Here is a 16,232-nt window from a genome sequence, read left to right on the forward strand (position 1 = left end):
CTAAGCGGTCGCTTGTCGCGGTGGAACCGTGCGCTCAGGACTTCTTCGGCCGGGCCCGGACGTGCATGCGTTCCCCCTGGGGCCCGAACAGGCTCAGAAACTCCACCGGACCGTCCGGCGTAGGCCCGAACCAGTGCGGCACCCTCGTGTCGAACTCGGCCGCCTCGCCGGCCGCCAGCACGACGTCGTGGCCGCCCAGGACCAGCCGCAGCCTCCCGGACAGGACGTACAGCCACTCGTAGCCCTCGTGGACGCGAGGGTCGACCGGCTCGGCCTTCTCCTGCACCACCTTGTACGCCTGGAGGCCGCCGGGCTGGCGGGTGAGCGGCAGCATCGTGCGGCCGTTGCGCACGATCGGCTTGGCGCGGACCCGGGGGTCGCCGGTGGGCGGCGCGCCGACCAGTTCGTCGAGCGCGACCTGATGGGCGCGCGCGATGGGCAGCAGCAGCTCGAGACTCGGCCGGCGCTGCCCGGACTCCAGCCGGGAGAGCGTGCTCACCGAGATTCCGGTGGAGGCGGCCAGATCGCCCAGAGTGGCTCCGCGCTCACGCCGGATGCGGCGCAACCGCGGTCCGACCTCGTTCAGCACGTCGTCGATGCGTTGGTCCTCACTCATGCGTCCATTGCAGAAACAGCAAGTTCGTTTGTCAAGCGGGTCCCGGCGGGGCCAGGCTCGGGGCATGGAAACGAACGAGCGCCACAGCCCCGCCATGACGACGAGCACGACCGCCACCACGCCCCCGGGCGGGCGGTACGACGCGGTGGTGGTCGGCGGCGGAGCCGCGGGGCTCAGCGCGGCCCTGGTCCTGGGCAGGGCCCGGCGCCGGACCCTGGTCGTCGACGCGGGTGCGCCGCGCAACGCCCCTTCGGCCCACATGCAGGGCTACCTGTCCCGGGACGGAATGAGCCCGGCGGACTTCCTGGCGGCCGGGCGGGCCGAGCTGACGGCCTACGGGGTCGAGCGCACCGAGGGCGAGGTGACCGAGGCGGTCCCCGACGGGGCCGGCGGCTTCGTCGTCCGCCTCGCCGACGGACGCACGGCGCGAGCCCGGCGCCTGATCGTGACGACCGGTCTGGTCGACGAGCTCCCGGACCTCGACGGGCTCGCCGCGCGGTGGGGCCGGGACGTACTGCACTGCCCCTACTGCCACGGCTGGGAGGTCCGCGACCGCGCCTTCGGGGTGATAGCCCACCCCGTGGCGGGGGCACACCAGGCCCTGATGGTGTCCCAGTGGTCCGGGGACGTCACCCTCTTCCTGCACACGACCGGCCGGCTCCCCGAGGAGCAGCGCGCGCGGGTCGCGGCGGCGGGCATCGAGGTGGTGACGGGCGAGGTGGCCGGCGTCGTCGTCGAGGGCGACCGCCTGACGGGCGTCCGGATGGCCGACGGCCGGGTGGTCGCCCGGTCCGTCGTCTTCACCGGCACCCGGATGATCCCGAGGGACGGGCTGCTGACGGCGCTCGGCGCGGCCACCCGGGACACCCCGCAGGGAGCGCTCGTCGCCGTGGACGAGACGGGCCGGACCAGCGTGCCGGGCGTCTGGGCGGCGGGGAACACGACCGGTTTCGCCGAGCAGGTGGTCAACGCGGCGAGCGGTGGCTACCGGGCAGGGACGGCGGTCAACGCGGACCTGCTCTTCACCGACCTGGACCGGGCGGTCGCGGCGACGGCCTGACCGCGCGCCCCCGCCCCCCTTCCCGCCGTGCCCGCGGCCCGTCACGGCCCGGGGGCCGGCGGGAGCGGGGCGCTGCGCCAGGCGGATGAACACGTGTGCCTGCGGCCGCGTGGGCGGAGCCGAGCGGCGAGGATCGGCCATGGTGGCCGGACGTCGACCTCACAACAGCGGAAAGGCAGGGCACAGCGCATGCTCGGTACGGACTTCACGACGGGATCCCCCAGCTGGCTCGACCTCGGAAGCCCCGACGTCCAGGCCGCCGCCGCGTTCTACAGCGGCGTCTTCGACTGGGAGTTCGTGTCGGCGGGCCCGGACGCCGACGGGTACGGCTTCTTCCGGCAGGACGGCCGGACGGTCGCGGCGATCGGCCCGCTCACCGCGGAGGGGGCCACCTCCGCCTGGACGGTCTACTTCCAGACACCCGACGCCCAGGCCACCGCGGAAGCCGCCGCGAGCGCCGGCGGGACGGTACGGGTCGCTGCCTCCGACGTCATGGAGGCGGGACGGATGGCCTGCCTCACCGACCCGGGCGGCGCCGAGTTCGCCGTATGGCAGCCGGCCGCGGTCAAGGGTCTGGAGCGGACCTCGGAGACCAACACCCTGGTCTGGGCCGAACTGCACGTCGACGACCCGCGGGCCGCCCTGGACTTCTACGGCCGGCTGTTCGGCTGGCGCTCGACGGAGATGGACACCCCGGGGATGGCGTACCAGGTGCTGTCCACCGCGGAGGGCGACCAGCAGGACGCCTCCTTCGGCGGGGTCGCACAGCTCCAGGAGGGCGCGGACAAGGCGCGCTGGATCCCGTACTTCGCGGTCCGGGACGCGGACGAGACCTCCGCCAGGACGCAGGGCAACGGCGGCTCGGTGCTGATGCCCGCCGCGGACATCCCTGACGTGGGCCGGATCGCCTGGCTGGCCGACCCCTTCGGCGCGCCGTTCGCCGTCCTCAAGCCGTCTCCGCGGATGTGAGGACGCGCCCTCCCGCGGTCCCGTGCGGCGGCCGGCCGCCCGCGCCCGCGCGGAGGCGACCGGCCACCCGGCGTGTCCCGTACCCGGAGGGTCAGACCCCGCCCCGCGCGAGGGCGAGCAGGCGGTCCAGCACGCGGGGGCCGTCCACCCGGATCCCGTCGTGTTCCAGCTCGTCCGTCACCCAGGTCCGCAGCCCCCGGATCGCGCGGGCGGTGCGCAGGGAGTGGGCGGTGTCCACGTAGAGGTCGTCGTGGTAGACGGCAGCGGCGACCGGGACCTCGTTGGCGGCCAGCCGTGCCGGGTCGTACAGCGCGGGCCAGTCGGCGCGCCCGGCGAGGAGCGCGGCGGTCTCGCGCAGCGGGCGCAGTGCCGGGTCGCTGTCGAAGTGCCAGGGATGGACGGTCTCCCCGGTGAGGAGCAGGGGTCCGTCGCCCGCCAGCGTCTTCGCGGCGTCGAAGCCCGGGAACTCGGCGCGGACCCGTTCGGCCGCCCAGGCGGTGGGACCCCGCCCCTGGGCGTAGATCGCCTCGTGGAGCACGGCGTACAGCGGATGCCCGGCGTGTGAGAGGACGGCCTGGACGTTCTCCAGGAAGGCGTCCGAGAGCGCGGGACCGCCCATGGCCGGGACGAAGGCGTCCTCCAGCAGGAGATGGAGTTCGTGGGTGCCGTCCCCGCGGCCGAGAAGGATGCCGAGCGACTGGAAGCACTCCGCGGTGAGCAGACCGCCGCCGGGCAGGGCGGCCGGTCGTTCCAGCAGGTGGGCGGCGATCCGGCGGGCACGTTCGACGTCCTGCGGGTAGCGGGTGTAGTGGGCCTCGGTCTTTCGGCTCATCCGCGGATAGGCGGCCCGGTAGACCTCGTCGGCGGGGGCGTCGAGCGAGGGCAGACCACCGGTCACCAGGACCGTGTGCAGACCGTCGGGCGCGGCGCAGAGGTAGTGCGTGGCGCAGAAGCCGCCGAAGCTCTGGCCGAGGACGGTCCATCGGGCGCCGCCGGTGAGCCGCTTACGGATCAGCTCGCAGTCCTGGACGATGGAGTCGGCGCGGAAGTGAGCGAGGTAGTCGGCCTGTTGCCGCGGAGTGCCGCGCAGCGGCAGGGTCTGGCGGTTGGCCGGGGTGGAGTTGCCGGTCCCCCGCTGGTCGAGGAGGAGGACGCGGAACTCCCGGACGGCCCGTCCGAGCCACTGGCGGACGGTGGATCCGGTGAAACGGCGGGCTCCGAAGCCAGGCCCGCCCTCCAGGTACAGCAGCCAGGGCAGGTCCGCTCCCACGCTGCCACTGGCGACGGCCTCGCGGGCGAACACCTCGATCTGCTCGCCGCCGGGGTCCTCGTGGTCGAGGGGCACGGCGAAGCGGCGGTCGGTGAGGACGAGGCCGGGCAGACGGTAGCTGGTCAATGCTGCTCCTGTTCCGTACGCCCCCGAGCGGTGCCGCGCCCCCGCCTGACAGTGGATCACAGGGTGCGGCGCGGGGCGCTGTGAGCGCGCTCGGCCGAGGGGCGGGGCGCGTCCGGCTCCGCGACGGGTGCGGCGCGGGCGGGGCGGCGAACGCCCGGGGGACGGGGCGTCACCCCGGGGCGGGTGCGGCGTGGACACCGGTCCCGGGGATACCCGCTCAGGGCGTCAGGCCGAGTGCGCGGACGAGGACGGCCGCGGTCCGGGCGACGGCGACGCTGTCGGGAGCCTCGGTGGCGCTCGTCCGGCGGGTGTAGACCGCGATGACCACCGGTGCCCCGGACGGTGGCCGTACCACCGCGATGTCGTGGGCGCCGCCGTAGGAGCCCGAGGTACCGGTCTTGTCACCGACGTCCCAGCCCTCCGGCAGGCCCGCCCTGACGCGCTCGCCGCCGGTGGTGGTGGCGCGCAGCCAGTCGATCAGCCGTGCCCGGTCGGCGGGCACCAGCGCCGGGCCGAGCGTCACCCTCCGGAGCGCTCGGCCGATGGCCGCGGGCCGGGTGGTGTCGCGCGGCTCCCCGGGCCGCCAGTCGTTGAGCTCCGGCTCCCAGCGGTCCAGCCGGGTGACCCGGTCGCCGAGCGAACGGTGGTAACGGGTCAGGCCGGACGGGCCCCCGATCTCTTTCAGGAGCAGGTTTCCGGCGGTGTTGTCGCTGCGGGTGACGGCCGCCCGGCACAGCTCCGCCACCGTCATGCCGGTGGCGCCTCGGCCCGCGGTCGTGGGCGAGTCGGGGACCTCCTCGCTCGTCGTCCAGTGGACCGTCCGGTCCAGCAGGCCGGGTGACACACGGCGGGCCTTGTCGAGGATCGCGGCGGCCACGAACGCCTTGAAGGTGGACAGCACGGGGAAGTCCTCCTCCCCGCGGTAGGAGACGGTCCGGCCGGTACCCGTGTCGTACGCGTAGGCGCCGACGCGCACCGCGCGGTCGGCCTCCAGCCCGCGTAGTTCGGCGGCGAGCGACGCTTCCTGGGCGGCGGAGGGGCGCGGCAGGGCGGCGGCGGTCCCGGCGGCCGGTGCGGGGGCGCAGGCGGTCGGGGCGGCGAACAGTAAGGCGAGGGCGGCGGCGGCGGCCGCGCGCAGGGGGCCCCGGGTAGGGGCGGAGGTCCGGTTCATGGCGGCAGCTCACCAGCCCCGCCGCGGCGTTGTCCAAGAGCCACACGCCGAACGGTGCCATGCCGGAACAGCTATGACGCCTGTTCGCAGCGGGTCCGGTGGCCGGGGCGGGGTGCGCGGTGCCCGGCCGAGGCGGAGGCGGTGTCCACCCGCGCGCGTGACGGTCGTCGGGGGTGGCGGGTCGTCGCGGGGTGGGCATGGCCACCGGTCCAGGCACCCGCCGGGCCCGGTCCGTCGGCTTCGGGGCGCGACGGGCCGGGTCCTCCGCCGGGTTCAGGGGGCGACGGGCAGTCGGCGCTTGTGGTCGGTCAGCCGGTAGCGGCGCACGATCGACGCGAACGCCGCCTCGCTCACCGGCTTGCCCTCCAGGAAGTCGTCGATGTCGTCGTACGTGACACCGAGCGCGTCCTCGTCGGGCTTGCCGGGGTCGAGGGTCTCCAGGTCGGCGGTCGGCGTCTTCCAGACCAGCTGGGCCGGGGCGCCGAGGGTGTCCGCGACGGCACGCACCCGGCGCTTGGTCAGGCCCGTGAGCGGGACCAGGTCGGCCGCGCCGTCGCCGAACTTGGTGAAGAAGCCGGAGACCGCCTCGGCCGCGTGATCGGTGCCGACGACCAGGGCGCCGTGCGCACCCGCGACGGCGTACTGCGCGATCATCCGCTGACGGGCCTTGATGTTGCCGTGCACGAAGTCCTGGTGGTGGGCGTCACGGAAGGTGACGCCGCCGTCCCGGCAGGCCGCGAGGGCCGCGTCGCTCGCCGGCCGCACGTCGACGGTCAGCACGTGGTCGGCCCGGACGAAGTCGAGCGCCAGCTGGGCGTCCTTCTCGTCGGCCTGCACGCCGTAGGGCAGCCGCATCGCGTGGAAGGCGGCCTCGTGCCCGGCGGACCTGGCCCGCTCCACGGCGAGCTGGCAGAGCCGGCCCGTGGTGGTGGAGTCCACGCCGCCGCTGATCCCGAGAACGAGACCGCGCAGCCCCGTGCTGGTGAGTCGCTCGGCGAGGAAGGCCACCCGGCGCTCGATCTCGACGCGCGGGTCGAAGGTCTCGGAAACCTCGAGTTCCCGGGCGATCTGCTGCTGCAGGGCGATGGACGCCGGGTCGGTCACGGAGTGCTCCTCGGGAAGGTCGGCCGGTGGTTCGTCGGGCGGGCGGGGTCACGTGGCGCGGCGGGCCGCCGTGGCCCCGGGCCCGGGTCGACTCTATGCGGCGCGGGCCCGCGCCGCGCCGCCGCCCTCGGGCGGGAGGCTCCGGAACCGGTCGCCCCGGACCGGGGACCGGGTACGCCGACCGCGCGGCGGGACGCGCCGCCCGCCGACTGCGGACCGAGACTCGGGGTAGGAGGCCGTCATGAACACGAGGACGAGCGGGCGACTGCGCCAGGTGCTGGGACGTGCGGACCTGAGGCTGTTCGAGCAGGTGGCGAGGCGGTCGTGGCCGGGCGCCGACCGGGTCCTTCCCCGGCTGAGCAAGAGCGCGGACCACGGGCTGCTGTGGTTCGGCGTCGGCGCGGGCATGTGGGCCGTGGGCGGCGTGCGCGGCAGGCGGGCGGCGGTCCGCGCGGTCGCCTCGCTCGCCCTGGCATCGGCGACGGTCAACACCCTCGCCAAGGGCGCCGTGCGACGCGAGCGCCCGCTGATCGACGTGGTGCCGGTCGTGCGACACCTGGCGCGCCGGCCGATCACCAGTTCCTTTCCCTCGGGGCACTCCGCCTCGGCCGCCGCCTTCGCGGCGGGTGCGGCGCTGGAGTCCCGGGGCTGGGGAGCGGCCCTGCTTCCGGTCGCCGCGTCGGTGGCCTTCTCCCGTGTGTACACCGGGGTGCACTACCCCAGCGACGTCGTGGTGGGCGCGCTGCTCGGGGTCGGGGCGGCGGCGGTCCTGAAGGGCCCGTCGCCGAACCACACCCGGCAGCCCCCGCCGGCCCGGCCGCGGGTGGACGCTCCGGCGCTGCCCGAGGGCGAGGGGCTCGTCGTCGTGGTCAACCCGTCCTCCGGCTCGCAGCCCCAGTTGACGGAACCGGCCCGGCAGATCGAGACGTCGCTGCCGAAGGCGGAGGTCGTCCGCTACGACGAGTCGGCCGGGCCGCTGCCGGAGGTACTTGACCGTGCCGCCGCGGACGCGGCGGCACGGGGCGGCGCTCTGGGGGTGTGCGGTGGGGACGGCACGGTGAACGCCGCCGTGGCGCCGGCGCTGCGGTACGGTGTCCCGCTGCTCGTGCTGCCCGGCGGGACGTTCAACCACTTCGCCGCCGACCTGGGGGTGGAGACGCTCGTCGACGGGTGCGCGGCCGTGACGGCGGGGCAGGCCGTCCAGGCGGACGTCGGGCGGGTGCGGCGGCTGTCGCCCGCGGGCGTCGCCCCGAAGGGTGCGCCGGATGATCCCGACTACTTCCTCAACACCTTCAGCCTGGGCGTGTACCCCGAGCTGGTCCGGCTCCGCGAGCGCTGGTCGCCCCGGATCGGCGGGACGGCCGCGGCGGTCGTCGGCACGGTGAAGGTCCTGCGTGGAGCCCGCCCGCTGAGGGCCTCGGTGAACGGCGTGCCGCGTTCGATGTGGCTGCTGTTCGCCGGCAACGGCGCGTACCGGAGCATCGGTCTCGCCCCGGTGCGCCGGGAGGAGATGGCCGACGGTCTGCTGGACGTGCGCGTCGCCCACGGCGGCCGGTTCGCCCGGACCCGGCTGCTGGCCACGGCGCTCGCGGGCGGGGTGGCCCGGACGCGGGTGTACGCGTCGGCGCGTCCGCACCGCGTGAGGATCACCGGACTGCCGGCGGACACCCCGATGGCCTGTGACGGCGAGGTGATGCCCGCGCCCGCGGACATGCTGATCGACAAGCTGCCGAAGGCGCTGACCGTCTACCGCCCCGTGGACGGCTGAGAGCCTGTCGGGCGGCCTTCGTCCGACAGGCGGGCGCGGTCCGGTGCGTGTGATTCCATGGAGCCGGGATGCCGCTGCAGCGGAGCCACCGGGGCATGTCGGCAACGCCGGCAGCGTGTGTGCCAGGGCGTGACCGCCCGGTCGGACGAAGGCCGCCCGACAGGCTCTGACGGGGTCGCGGCAGAGAACCGGCGGCGCGGCCTACCCGGCGTCCGGCTCCTCGGGGGCGCACAGCACTTCGACGCGCTGGACCAGGTTGTTGCCGAATCCGCCGCGGTTCCACGGCTCGGTCAGCGGTTGGGTGTTCCCGTCGGCATCGGTGGCGCGGACGGTGAGATGGCGTATCCCGGGGGTGGCGTTCCAGAGGGCGTGCCAGGCCGACCAGGCCCAGGGGTGGCCGGGCTCCGCGGTGAGTTCGGCGTCGGTCCAGAAGGCGCCGCCGTCCGCGCTGACCTGGACCCGCGCCACCGGCGCGTGCCCGGACCAGGCGCGGCCGACGAGGCTGACGGGGCCCGGCCGGACCACCCGGGTGCGGGACATGAAGTCGGGGAAGCCGGGAGGGACCATCAGCGCGCGGGGCGCGATGGTGCGGACGGGCTCCCCCGGCTCCTGCGGGGTGGTCCGGTACCGGTATGCCTCGGCCTGCTGGAATCCGGTGAACGGGCGGTCGGTGAGCGTGATGTCGCGCAGCCACTTCACATGGGCCATGCCGTACCAGCCGGGGACGACGAGCCGGACGGGGTGGCCGTGCTGCGGGGGAAGCGGGCCGCCGTTCATCGCGTACGCCACGAGGACCTCCGGCGCGGTGCCGAGGGCGACGTCCAGCGGGAGGCTCCGGCGGTAGTCCTGTTCGACTCCGCGCTCCACGCCGTGGTCGGCGCCGGTGAAGACGGCCTCGACGGCTTCCTGTCCGACCCCCGCCTCGGCGAGCAGGACGCGCAGCGGGACACCCGTCCATTCGGCGGTGCCGACGGCCTCGACGAGCCAGGGCTGGCTGACCGGGCGCGGCGAGAGCAGTGCCCGGCCGTTGCCCGCGCATTCCATCGTGACCCGGTGGGTGACGGCCGGGAGGGCCCGCAGGTCGGCGAGGTCCAGGGTGAGCGGCTCGCGGACCCGTCCGGTGACGGTCAGCCGCCACGAGGTCTCGTCCAGGACCGGAATGTCGTAGTGGACCAGGACGTAGTGCAGGCCGGGCGGGGTGAGCCGGTAGTGCAGCGCCTCCAGCGGCATTCCGTGGTTCCGCGTGGCGAGAGCGAGTTCGTGGGCACTGATGCCTTCGTGGGGGTCGGCCAGTCGCCCCGCTGTGCTGATCTCACTGAGGGGTCCGTCCATGCCCCCATGGTGCGCCGCCGCCCGGTGCCGGGCATGTCGACGCGGGTCCGGTCCACGGCCGGGGCGCGGGCGGGATGCGCGGTGCGAAGGAAGGAGAGGCCGCCGGACGCCGCGCCGCCGGGTGCCGGGACCCGGCGGGTCAGCGTCCGGCGGACCCCGACGGGGTGCGCGGCGGGGGCCGCAGGGTGCCCGCGGAGGCTCGCAGCAGTCGCAGGACGGGCGGGGGCGGCGCGTCGATGCGGTAGGTCCCGCCCATCGCGGTCCACTGGTCCAGGACGCCGAGGAGGCCGGAGTCGCAGAACGTCACCCGGGCGACGTCCAGGACCAGTCCGGTGACGCCGGCCCCGGCGGACGAGGCGAGTATCGCCCGCAGTGGGGCACAACTGTGGTGGTCGACTTCCCCCGCCAGGCGGACCAGGAGGCCGGTGGTGCCGATGCCCGTACAGGACTGGACGGCTATGACCCCGGGCGCGGTGTCCGCGCCCGGGGCGCACAGGACGGGCAGGGGGATGGCGGTCAGTATCGGCGCGCTGCTCGTGGTGCTCACCCCTCCATCAACGCCGGTCGGCGCGTTCACCGGAACACGGCGCGCCGGGCGGTCACCCCGGAGCGTGGCAGTGATCCACTTCCGGAGGACACAGTCTGGCCGCGAGGGGCGTGACGGTCCGCGGTCCGGTCAGCCCGACATGAGCAGACCGGCGGCCAGTTCGGCCGCGCGCCGGTGCCAGGCGCCCGCGCCCCGGAGCATGGCGTGGCCGCCCGAGGCCATCGGGATGCCGACGGCGTCGGCGCCCGCGAGGCGCGCGCGGCGGACGAAAACCCAGGACTCGGCCGCGGAGGTGATCCGGTCGCGTTCGTCGTGGAGGAGGAAAAGCCGGCGGCCCGCGAGGTGGTCCACGGGCTCGCCCGGCGGGCACCAGGGGGCGAGCGCCACCACCCCGCGGACCAGCGGGTCGGCGGCGGCGCTGAGCGCCGCGCGGCCGCCCATCGAGTGCCCGACGAGCACGACGGGCACCTCTCCGGCCCGTTCCCGCAGACGGGCGAGCGCGGCCTCCGCGTCACGGGCGGCGTCGCGGCGGTCGCCGTTCCAGCCGCGATGCCGGTAGCGCACCTCGGCGACCAGGACGTCCCGGCCGCGCGTGGCGCGGGTGATCGCCGCCGCGAAGGGCCGCATCCGCAGCGCGGCGAGGCCGAGCGGCGACGGCCTCTCGAGGCCGTCCGCGCGCCCGCCGTGCAGCAGCAGCACGGCCGCCGACGGAACGGCGGGAGACGTGCGGGGAACGAGCGGCCGGCCGCGGCCCGCCGACGCCTCCGTGTGATCGGCCCCGGCTGTCATCCGGCCTCCCGGCGGGGCGGGCGCGGGAAGAAGCCACTGGTGCGGGCCGCGTACTCGGCGAAGCCCGGACGGTTCGCCATGTGGGCCTCCAGCAGGCGTTTCCCGCTGCCCCAGATCAGCAGGCCGCTCATCACCAGGGGTGAGACGAGCGTGAGGGCGGCGGTCTGCCAGCTCGCGCAGGCCAGCAGGTAGACGCCCCACCAGACGAGGAAGTCTCCGAAGTAGTTGGGGTGCCGCGTCCAGCTCCACAGCCCTCGGTCCATGATCCGGCCGCGATGGGCGGGGTCGGTCTTGAAGCGCGCGAGCTGGTGGTCTCCGACCGCCTCGAAGAGCAGACCGGTGGCCCACAGCAGCAGGCCGAGCGCGGCCGTCGGCCCGAGCGCGTCGGGGAGGTAGGCGGCGGCCTGCACGGGCAGCGAGACCAGCCAGACGAGGGCGCCTTGGAGGAGGTAGACCTTGCGCAGGGCGTACAGCCGCGGGTCGCCCGGGGCGCGGGCGAGCATCCGGGCGTAGCGCGGGTCCTCGCCGTGACCGCGTCCGCGCCGGGCGATGTGCACGGCGAGGCGCAGTCCCCACACGGCGGTGGCGAGCGTGACCGCGAGCCGTCGGCCCTCGTCGCCGTACCCGGCCGACAGCAGCCAGCTGGTGAGCGCGACCGCGGCGAAAGCGACTCCCCAGGCGACGTCGACGATCCGGTGCAGTCCCTTGACGGTGGCGACGGCGAAGGTGACCAGCATGACGGCGAGCGCGGCGCCGGCCGAACCGGCGAGATTCCAGCCGAAGGCGTCCCAGTCCAGCGGGGTCATCGTCCGTCTCCGGGTGTGTGCCAGACCGGTGTCGCGGGCAGGCCGCCGGCGCCGCCCGGTTCCGGGCGGACCGCGAGGATCTGGTCGACCCCCATGCGGTTCTGGGCGAACGCCAGGCCGCTGCCGACGAGGTAGAGTCGCCACACCCGGGCGGTGGGCGCGCCGACGAGGTCGACGAAGCGTTCCCACCCCTCCTCCAGGGTCCGATGCCAGGCGTCGATCGTCCAGGCGTAGTGCTCCCGCAGGGATTCCGCGGAGCGGACTTCGAGACCGGCGGACTCCAGCAGCTGCAGCGTCTGCCCGACCGGCCGCATGTGCATGTCCGGGGCGATGTACGTCTCGATGAAGGCGCCGCCGCCGGGTCGGTTCGCGCCGCGGGACATCTGCTGGACCAGCAGTCGCCCGCGGGGCCGGAGCAGGCCGTGCAGCTGCGCCGCGAACGCCGGGTACTCGGCGTCGCCGACGTGTTCGCCCATCTCGATCGCCGAGACGGCGTCGTAACCGCCGCCCGGGATGTCGCGGTAGTGCATCAGCCGGACGTCGACCTGGTCGGCGAGCCCTTCGCGGGCCACCCGGTCCCGGACGGCGTCGCGCTGGCGGGCCGAGAGAGTGACGGCGGTGACCTCGGCCTTGTAGGCGCGGGCGGCGTGCACGGTCAGCGATCCCCAGCCGCAGCCGATGTCGAGCAGACGCGTACCGGGTTCGAGGCCGAGCTTGCGGCAGACGAGGTCGAGCTTGTCGCGCTGGGCGTCGGCGAGGCCGTAGCCAGGCGACTCGGGGCGGGTCCAGTAGGCGCAGGAGTAGGCCATCGACGGGTCGAGAAGGGCTTCGTAGAAGTCGTTCGACAGGTCGTAGTGGTGACTGATGGCGGCGCGGTCGCGGGCGGTGGAGTGCGGCCGGCCGCGGAGTTCGGCACGCGGGGCGGTGGGTGGGGCGGGCCTCGGGCCGAGGGCGCCGAGGCGCAGGGCGACGCCGGCCGCGCGGGCGAGGTCGGCGGGACGGGGCCGGACGGTGCCCTGCTCCCGTACGTACTCCCACACCTGGGTGAGGCTGTCGCCGAGGTCGCCGTCGACGTCGATCTCACCCGCGATGTACGCCTCGGCCAGGCCGAGTTCGCCTGGCTGCCAGAGCAGTCTCCGCAGCGCGCGCGGGGTGCGGACGAGGACCAGGGGGGCGTCGCCGGGGCCCGCCTCGCTGCCGTCCCAGGCGCGCAGCCGGACGGGGAGCGGGCCGGGGAAGACGGGCGCGAGGGCACCGGCCAGGAGCTGGGCTGCAGAGGTCATCGGACGGTCTCCGGCGTGGGGTCGGCGCTGAGCAGGATCTGGCGGACGTCGAGGTAGCGGGAGCGGAAGCCGGCCTCGGAGTAGGCGAGGTAGAAGTCCCACATGCGGCGGAAGACGGCGTCGAAGCCGAGCGCGGCGACGGAGGCGGCCTGGCGGTCGAACTCCTCGCGCCACAGGCGCAGGGTCTCCGCGTAGTGGTCCCCGTAGCCGATGTCCTCGACGATCGTCAGTCCGGCCGCGGCGCTCTCCCGGGCGATGGCCTCGCGCGAGGGGATCAGACCCCCGGGGAAGATGTACTTGCTGATCCAGGTGTGGGTGCGGGAGGTGACGAGCATCCGCTCGTGCGGCATGGTGATGGCCTGGAGGGCCACCCGTCCGCCGGGGGCGAGGAGCCCGCGCAGGGCGGAGAAGTAGGCCGTCCAGTACTCGGCGCCGACGGCTTCGATCATCTCGACGCTGACGACGGCGTCGAAGGAGCCCTGGACGTGCCGGTAGTCACGGAGTTCGACGGTGACACGGTCGGACAGGCCGGCGGCGGCGACGCGTCGGCGCGCCAGGTCGCGCTGTTCCTCGGAGAGGGTGACGGTGAGCACCCGGGCGCCCCGGGCCGCGGCCCGGATGGCCAGCTCGCCCCAGCCGGTGCCGATCTCCAGGAGCCGGGTGCCCGGTCCGACGTCCGCGAGGTCGAGCAGCCGGTCGATCTTGCGGTGCTGGGCGGCGGTGAAGGTGGCCGGCGAGGCCGGGAAGGCGGCGAAGACCGCGGAGGAGTAGGACATGCTCGGGTCGAGGAACAGGGTGAACAGGTCGTTGGACAGGTCGTAGTGGCGGTGGATGTTGTCCCGGGCGCCCTCGGGCGTGTTGCGGTGCTGCTCGGGCCGGCGGCGCGCCCAGGCTCCGCGCAGGCGGCGCAGCGGGGCCGGGACGAGGTCGTCGACGTGTGAGGCGAGCACGGTGAGGGTGCCGACGAGGTCGTCGGTGTCCCATTCGCCGGCCATGTAGGACTCGCCGAAGCCGATGAGGCCGTCCGCGCCGATCCGGCGGTGGAAGAGCTCGGGCCGGTGGAGGGTGAGCGTGGGCAGCGCGCCCGTCTGGAGGGGGACCCCGCCGGTGGGGTGTCCGTCGCCGCCGTGCCGTATCCGCAGCGGGATCCGGGTGAGGGCGCGTTCGATGATCCGCCGGGCGACGGCGGTGCGCGGCGCCGACGCGCGGGGCGGGTGGGCGACGTCCGGCCAGCGCTCCGGGTCGACGGCCCACGGTGCGGGCGGGGCGGCGCTCTGGTGCGTCGGGGAGTACGAGACGGTCACAGGATGCCTTCTTGCGTGGGGTGGGCGGGGCGGGGGCGGACCGGGAGTCCGCGGAGGAACAGCAGGACGCCGTGGAAGCGGATGCCGGCCGACACGGCGGCTGTCGACCAGGGATGGGTCAGGGCGAGCCGGAGCAGCGCGCGCGGTCCGGCGGGCCGGTGCCTGCCCCGTACGGTCGCGGTGAAGGGGCGGGTGCCGTCGTCGTGCCGCAGCTGCACGGTCAGGTCGAGCCGGTCGCCGGGGAGCGGCAGCCGCATGCGGTACGAGCCCTCGACGGCGAAGAAGGGGGAGACGTAGAAGTCCTTCGGGACGTCGGCGGCGCCGTGCTCGTCGGGGCGGAGCAGATAGCAGTGGCGTTCGCCGTAGGTGTTGTGGACCTCGGCGACGACGCAGACGGGTGTTCCGGCGCGGTCGTGGCACCAGTAGAGCGTCAGGGGGTTGAAGACGTGTCCGAGGACCCGGGCGTGCGCGAGCATGACGACGGGCCCGTCGGCGTGGGTCATGCCCTGGGCGCGCAGGAACGACCGGAGCCCGGCCCGCAGGGTGGGGGCCTTCCCGCCGAAGTGGTCGCGGGCGTCGAAGCGGGCCAGCGGGCGCAGGACGCGGGGCAGCCGGGGCAGGTCGTCGATGTCCACCAGCCACAGGTAGGTCCGGCGGCGGAAGGCGTGGCGGACGGGGCTGACCCGGGCGTGCGCGACGGTGCACTCGTAGAGCGCGGGGACGCGGGCCGCGAGCGACCGGGCGGGGAGGGCGGTCACCAGCGCACCCCCAGGCTCTCGGCCGCGGCGACACCGGCGCGGCAGCCGTCCTCGTGGAAGCCCCAGCCGTGGTAGGCGCCGGCGAAGGCGGTGACCGGGGTGTTGAGGAGGGGCAGTTCACGCTGCGCGGCGACGGACCGCGGGGTGTAGACGGGGTGTTCGTACACCATGCGGGCGATGACGGCGGAGGGGTCGACGCGGTCGCCCGCGTTGAGGGTGACGATGTGCGGTTCGGCGGTCGGCAGCCGCTGGAGCCGGTTCATGTCGTAGCTGACCTGGACGGTGTCGGGCCGGGCGGCGCAGGAGGGGAGCCAGTAGTTCCAGGAGGCCCGCGCGTGCTCCGAGCGGGGCAGCAGCGAGGTGTCGTGGTGCAGCACGGTGGGGTTGCGGGAGTAGGTGAAGGCTCCGAGGACCCGGCGTTCGTCCTCGGTGGGGTCCGCGAGGAGCCGCAGTGCCTGGTCGGGGTGGGTGGCGACGACGACGGCCGCGTACTCCCGGGTGTCGCCGTCGTCCGTGGTGACGTGGGCGAGGCCGGCGGACCGCGTGACGGCGCGGACGGGGGTGGCGGTGCGGACCGCGGTGAGTTGTTTCGCCGCGCGCGCGACGTAGGTGGCGGACCCGCCCGCGACCGTCCGCCACCGCGGCGACCCGGTGACGGACAGCAGCCCGTGGTGGGACAGGAAGCGGAACAGGTACGAGGCGGGGTAGAGCAGGGCCGTGTCGGGGGCGCAGGACCAGACGGCCGAGACCAGCGGCACGACGAAGTGGCCGACGAAGTAGGGGGAGAACCGGCGCCTTTCGAGGAACTCGCCGAGGGTCTGCGTGGTGTCGCCGGATTCGAGCAGTCGTCGTGCGGCGCGGTGGAAGCGGGGCACTTCGGCGAGCATCCGCAGATGGCGTCCGCGCCGCAGGTTGCCGCCGCCGAACAGTCCCGCGGGTCCGCGGGCTCCCGCGTACTCCAGGCCGCAGCCGTCGCACCGGACGGACATGCTCATCTCGGATTCCCGGGTGGTGACGCCGAGTTCGCGGAAGAGGCGGAGCAGATGCGGGTAGGTGCGCTCGTTGTGGACGATGAAGCCGCTGTCCACGTGGACCGTGCCGCCGTCCCGGGTCGGCAGTTCGTGGGTGTGGGCGTGGCCGCCGAGGCGGTCGTCCGCCTCGTACAGCACCACGTCGTACGCCTTCCGCAGCACGTGTGCGGCCGTCAGCCCCGCCACGCCCCCGCCCACCACAGCGACTCTCCGTCGGTCCATGTCCCTCAGCCCCTCGCGGCTCGCGGCCCCTCGCACGGTCTGCGTGTGCGGGGTGCCTCACCGGTACTTCGGAGCC

15 protein-coding genes are annotated in these 16,232 nt (G+C 74.8%); 3 read left to right on the forward strand and 12 right to left on the reverse strand.

Annotated elements, in window-relative coordinates; translation table 11 throughout:
- Positions 1–34: 34 nt before the first annotated feature.
- Positions 35–616, reverse strand: coding sequence for a helix-turn-helix domain-containing protein (locus tag OG393_RS02130; protein WP_327372799.1), 582 nt, complete (start codon positions 614–616; stop codon positions 35–37).
- A 94-nt stretch (positions 617–710) separates the two neighbouring features.
- On the opposite strand from OG393_RS02130, the gene OG393_RS02135 reads away from it, so the two are divergent.
- On the forward strand, positions 711–1,676 hold the full coding sequence (locus tag OG393_RS02135) for an NAD(P)/FAD-dependent oxidoreductase (protein ID WP_327378280.1): 966 nt from the start codon (positions 711–713) through the stop codon (positions 1,674–1,676).
- Between the two features lie 189 nt (positions 1,677–1,865).
- Positions 1,866–2,645: a VOC family protein gene (locus tag OG393_RS02140; protein WP_327372800.1), complete on the forward strand. Its 780-nt coding sequence runs from the start codon at positions 1,866–1,868 to the stop codon at positions 2,643–2,645.
- A gap of 91 nt (positions 2,646–2,736) precedes the next feature.
- Here the strand turns inward: OG393_RS02140 and OG393_RS02145 are convergent, their stop codons facing one another.
- From OG393_RS02145 to nadE, 3 genes are all read right to left on the reverse strand, one after another.
- Positions 2,737–4,041 (reverse strand): alpha/beta fold hydrolase, encoded by a 1,305-nt coding sequence (locus OG393_RS02145; RefSeq protein ID WP_327372801.1) that lies wholly within the window; start codon positions 4,039–4,041, stop codon positions 2,737–2,739.
- A gap of 217 nt (positions 4,042–4,258) precedes the next feature.
- The gene (gene bla, locus OG393_RS02150) at positions 4,259–5,212 is read right to left on the reverse strand and encodes a class A beta-lactamase (protein ID WP_327372802.1); all 954 of its coding nucleotides are present in this window, start codon (positions 5,210–5,212) and stop codon (positions 4,259–4,261) included.
- A 273-nt stretch (positions 5,213–5,485) separates the two neighbouring features.
- The gene (nadE, locus tag OG393_RS02155; protein WP_327372803.1) at positions 5,486–6,316 is read right to left on the reverse strand and encodes an ammonia-dependent NAD(+) synthetase; all 831 of its coding nucleotides are present in this window, start codon (positions 6,314–6,316) and stop codon (positions 5,486–5,488) included.
- A gap of 241 nt (positions 6,317–6,557) precedes the next feature.
- Here nadE and OG393_RS02160 point away from each other — a divergent pair, with 241 nt between their 5' ends.
- Positions 6,558–8,084: a bifunctional phosphatase PAP2/diacylglycerol kinase family protein gene (locus tag OG393_RS02160; protein WP_327372804.1), complete on the forward strand. Its 1,527-nt coding sequence runs from the start codon at positions 6,558–6,560 to the stop codon at positions 8,082–8,084.
- Positions 8,085–8,285: 201 nt separating this feature from the next.
- On the opposite strand, the gene OG393_RS02165 is transcribed toward OG393_RS02160, so the two are convergent.
- The 8 genes from OG393_RS02165 to OG393_RS02200 all read right to left on the reverse strand — a co-directional run bounded on the left by OG393_RS02165 (position 8,286) and on the right by OG393_RS02200 (position 16,156).
- On the reverse strand, positions 8,286–9,416 hold the full coding sequence (locus tag OG393_RS02165) for a sulfite oxidase (protein ID WP_327372805.1): 1,131 nt from the start codon (positions 9,414–9,416) through the stop codon (positions 8,286–8,288).
- Between the two features lie 139 nt (positions 9,417–9,555).
- Complete coding sequence (locus OG393_RS02170; protein WP_327372806.1) at positions 9,556–9,963, reverse strand: STAS domain-containing protein; 408 nt, start codon at positions 9,961–9,963, stop codon at positions 9,556–9,558.
- A gap of 129 nt (positions 9,964–10,092) precedes the next feature.
- Positions 10,093–10,752, reverse strand: a complete 660-nt coding sequence (locus tag OG393_RS02175; RefSeq protein WP_327372807.1) for an alpha/beta hydrolase — start codon at positions 10,750–10,752, stop codon at positions 10,093–10,095.
- The gene (locus OG393_RS02180) at positions 10,749–11,558 is read right to left on the reverse strand and encodes a DUF1295 domain-containing protein (RefSeq protein WP_327372808.1); all 810 of its coding nucleotides are present in this window, start codon (positions 11,556–11,558) and stop codon (positions 10,749–10,751) included. The genes OG393_RS02175 and OG393_RS02180 overlap by 4 nt, the downstream gene beginning before the upstream one ends.
- The gene (locus OG393_RS02185; RefSeq protein WP_327372809.1) at positions 11,555–12,841 is read right to left on the reverse strand and encodes a cyclopropane-fatty-acyl-phospholipid synthase family protein; all 1,287 of its coding nucleotides are present in this window, start codon (positions 12,839–12,841) and stop codon (positions 11,555–11,557) included. The genes OG393_RS02180 and OG393_RS02185 overlap by 4 nt, the downstream gene beginning before the upstream one ends.
- Positions 12,838–14,145: a cyclopropane-fatty-acyl-phospholipid synthase family protein gene (locus OG393_RS02190; protein WP_327372810.1), complete on the reverse strand. Its 1,308-nt coding sequence runs from the start codon at positions 14,143–14,145 to the stop codon at positions 12,838–12,840. The genes OG393_RS02185 and OG393_RS02190 overlap by 4 nt, the downstream gene beginning before the upstream one ends.
- Positions 14,142–14,903: a DUF1365 domain-containing protein gene (locus tag OG393_RS02195; RefSeq protein WP_327372811.1), complete on the reverse strand. Its 762-nt coding sequence runs from the start codon at positions 14,901–14,903 to the stop codon at positions 14,142–14,144. The genes OG393_RS02190 and OG393_RS02195 overlap by 4 nt, the downstream gene beginning before the upstream one ends.
- On the reverse strand, positions 14,900–16,156 hold the full coding sequence (locus OG393_RS02200; protein ID WP_327372812.1) for an NAD(P)/FAD-dependent oxidoreductase: 1,257 nt from the start codon (positions 16,154–16,156) through the stop codon (positions 14,900–14,902). Before OG393_RS02200 ends, OG393_RS02195 begins: the two co-directional genes overlap by 4 nt.
- Between the last annotated feature and the right edge of the window lie 76 nt (positions 16,157–16,232).

This window comes from Streptomyces sp. NBC_01216, assembly GCF_035994945.1.
In the GTDB taxonomy this organism is placed as follows: domain Bacteria; phylum Actinomycetota; class Actinomycetes; order Streptomycetales; family Streptomycetaceae; genus Streptomyces.